This is a genomic window from Streptomyces sp. AC550_RSS872, assembly GCF_019049285.1.
Classification (GTDB): Bacteria; Actinomycetota; Actinomycetes; order Streptomycetales; family Streptomycetaceae; genus Streptomyces.
This window is the reverse complement of the sequence record NZ_JAGMUL010000161.1, coordinates 1-275: the sequence shown is the minus strand read 5'-3', so window position 1 is coordinate 275 and position 275 is coordinate 1. Positions and strand designations below refer to the sequence as shown.

At 73.8% G+C, this 275-nt stretch carries 1 protein-coding gene; it reads right to left on the bottom strand.

Features of this window, described 5'->3' with window-relative positions:
• Positions 1 to 275, bottom strand: a 275-nt coding sequence (locus KUM44_RS38210; protein ID WP_217214374.1) for a ricin-type beta-trefoil lectin domain protein, incomplete at both ends; no start/stop codon positions are given.

Here is a 275-nt window from a genome sequence, read left to right as displayed (position 1 = left end):
GTGGCCCCGCCGGCGGCGTCGAGGCACTTGCCCATGGAGCGCAGGGTGCCGTCGGTGTAGGCGGACCAGTACTGGTTGGCACCGTCGCCGCAGCTCCACGTCTGGACGGCGGTCCCGTCGGTGGTGGCGGCGCCGTTGACGTCCATGCACTTGCCGGCGACGCCGGACTGTACGCGGGCGGGGGCGGGGGCAGGGTTCCTCAGCCACCCTGCGCTGTCCGCGGCCTGGACGCCGCGGTGGAAGGCGTCGGCCATCTTCCGGTAGCCCGCGTCGTT